The sequence below is a fragment of the Candidatus Obscuribacterales bacterium genome (genome assembly GCA_036703605.1).
GTDB lineage: Bacteria > Cyanobacteriota > Cyanobacteriia > RECH01 > RECH01 > RECH01.
Genome location: DATNRH010000899.1, coordinates 1 through 2,899 on the forward strand (window position 1 = coordinate 1; position 2,899 = coordinate 2,899).

General features: G+C 52.6%; 3 protein-coding genes. 2 read left to right on the forward strand and 1 reads right to left on the reverse strand.

Annotation, left to right across the window (positions count from 1 at the left end; genetic code table 11):
- Positions 1–366: hypothetical protein (locus tag V6D20_18455; protein HEY9817763.1), on the forward strand; the 366-nt coding region annotated here is incomplete at its 5' end.
- A 63-nt stretch (positions 367–429) separates the two neighbouring features.
- Complete coding sequence (locus V6D20_18460) at positions 430–2,598, forward strand: tetratricopeptide repeat protein (protein HEY9817764.1); 2,169 nt, start codon at positions 430–432, stop codon at positions 2,596–2,598.
- Positions 2,599–2,654: 56 nt separating this feature from the next.
- On the opposite strand, the gene V6D20_18465 is transcribed toward V6D20_18460, so the two are convergent.
- Positions 2,655–2,899, reverse strand: a 245-nt coding sequence (locus tag V6D20_18465; protein ID HEY9817765.1) for a hypothetical protein, incomplete at its 5' end; no start/stop codon positions are given.

A 2,899-nucleotide genomic window follows, 5' to 3' on the forward strand; every position in this document is an offset into this window, starting at 1 on the left:
ATGATTGCGACAAAAGCTTTTGAAAAGACAGGCGAGAAAATTGGTGAAGCGGTGGGAGGCTTAATCCCCAAGTTCATCAGTGCTTTGCGGCGTAAAAATCCCAAAACGGCTGATGCTATTGCCACCGTAGCTCAACGGCCAGAACTTGCAGAACAGCAGCCTCAGGACTATGGTACTGCCGTCTTGGTTGCTGAGGTTGAGGAGGCTGCTAGAGATGATGCCTCACTGAAACAGGTGATTGAGGAGCTTGCTGCAACTGCTAAAGCTCAGCACCCCATCATTAACAATTTTGCCAAGCTTCAAGAGAAGGGCATCCTTGTTCAAGGTGGAAATGCAGACTTTAGAGGAGCAAACATCACCTTTTGACTCCAGCCGTCGGGATCGGGAACCGATAAAGTAAATCCTGCACAACTGATCTACAGTGACCCGGTGCCTGACCTGCGGGTTTTTCAGGGACGGGAAAAAGAATGCTCAAAACTCAACGCCTGGCTAGCTGATCCAGATATCTCGATGATGGCCATTCGGGGTGAGGGCGGCATCGGCAAGTCTACGCTGATGGCAAAGGTGTTTGCTGAAAGTCAGGGATTTGCGGGTAAGTTTTGGGCAGATGTACGGACGGGTACGCCGATCGCCGCCTTAGCAGAACGATCGCTGCAAGAGTTTGGGGTGTTGCCGGAACAGGTGCGATCGCTGCAAGAAAAGGATCTGATGCTTCGACTATTGCGGCAGTTGCAGCAGGGGCGGTATTTACTGGCGATCGATAACCTGGAATCGGTGCTGACGGCAACTGGGGATTGGCAAGGGGGCTATGAAGAATTTCTGGATGGCTTTCAGAGCTTGGGAAGCGAGAGCGTGTTGCTGTTGGCAGGACGAGAATATCCTCCCAAGTATTTTGGTTGGCGACAATCTCGCTGGCTGACGTTGGAGAATGGCTTAACGTCCAGTGAAGGAGCTGCCCTGCTAGAACGTTTGGACGTGGCAGACACGATCGAAAATCGAGCTACGGTATCGGAGCAAGTTCAGGGAAACCCACTTGCCCTATCGCTGATTGCCGGTTGGCTACGGGATGAGTATCGCCAACCTGAAGAACGCCTGGTGTGCCACCTGAACCAGCACACCGATCTATTTCAACTGGTAGGCAAGCATCGGGGTGAGGCAAACATTAGTGTGGATCGGGTTTTGCAGTGGAGCGTCGATCGCCTGGCATCCGCACAGCAGGATCTCCTCACCCAGGTGAGCGTGTTGCGAGGGGCATTTGATGCGGAACTGGCAACGGCCTTGGTTCTAGAACCACCTGTCAGCGATGCCGATTTACATGATTTAGAGCGGCGTTCATTACTGCAAGAATTACCCAAGCCCAGTCAAGATGCACCCAGGTTGTTTCAACTTCAGCCCCGCATCCGCGAGTTTGTGCAAAAACAAGTACATGATCTGACCCTAGCCCATGAACGGGCGATCGCCTATTTCTGGAGTCATCGCCAGACTGAATTTGCCAGGGATGATACGCAAGCTGCTGCCAGCCACTACGAAGAAACGTTTTATCATCTGTGCAAGTTGGGGCACTATGAGGCGGCGGCTACAACTGTGTTTGCCTGCGATGAATTTTTACGGCGGCGAGGTTATTATCAACTCCTGGTTAACCTTTACAGCCAACTGCACACCAACTGGCAGCCTAGACCAGGCCAACAGCAAAACTACGCATCGGTTTGCAACAATCTGGGGAATGCCTACAATTCCCTAGCACAATACCAACAAGCGATCGCCTTCCATCAGCAGTCCTTAGAAATTGCACGCGAGATTGGCGATCGCAATAGAGAGGGAGGAAGCCTTTGTAATCTGGGGAACGCATACCAGGCATTGGGACAATACCAGCAAGCCATCAAACTTTATCAGCAGGCCTTAGACGTCCAGCGGAGTGTTGGAAATCGTAAGTTTGAGTCTAATTCTCTTGGAGGCTTAGGCGATGCCTACCGTGCCTTAGGAGAGTACGAGCAGGCGATCGACTTCCATCAGCAGTCCTTAGCGATTAGACACGAGATTGGCGATCGCCACGGTGAAGCTAGCTCGTTAGGCAATCTGGGAAATGCCTACTATTCTCTAGGACAATACGAGCAGGCGATCAACTTCCAGCAGCAGTCCTTAGCGATTCAACGCGAAATTGGCGATCGCAACGGGGAAGCGAACTCGTTAGGCAATTTGGGGAGTGCGTACAACTCCATAGGACAATACCCGCAGGCGATCAACTTCCATCAGCAGTCCTTAGCGATTGACCGTGAGATTGGCGATCGCGACGGTGAAGCTACCTCGCTGCTTAACATGGGCAATGCACTAGCCCGGCTCGATCAGCACTACGAAGCCTTGCAGAGTTATCAGCAGGCATTGGTCATTTATGAGGAGCTGAAGCTGAACCACAAGATTGAACAATGCAAGACCGCCATTGCAAAACGCAACAAAATTATCCCAGTTCAGCTACAAACGGCACCCACTCTTGGGGCAGAAAAACGCACGTCCCGAACACGCCAGAGATGGTGGAGAAATGCTTGGTTTTGGTTTGCAGTGGGGTTGGCGATCGCCCTCCTGATTTGGTGGTTGCGATAATCGCTGTAGGAACTCGGATGTTGCGTCTACTAGAGCGATCGCCAATCTTACATGAGCTAAACCGTGGGCTGGGTTTGGAGCTGAAGTTCTAGGCGATCGCCCGGTTGGGGTTCGATAACCTGAGTGGTCAGATGGCGATCGCGTAGCCCCGACCGCACCTCGTCGGTATTGCCCACTGCCCGCAAAAACGATACCAGCAAGCCCTCATACTGCACCTGTCCCGCCGCCGCCGTGGGCAGCATCACTTGCGGCGTCAACCATTCCGCTGCCCGCAAAGCGCTCTCCCGTCCCTTGATGATTG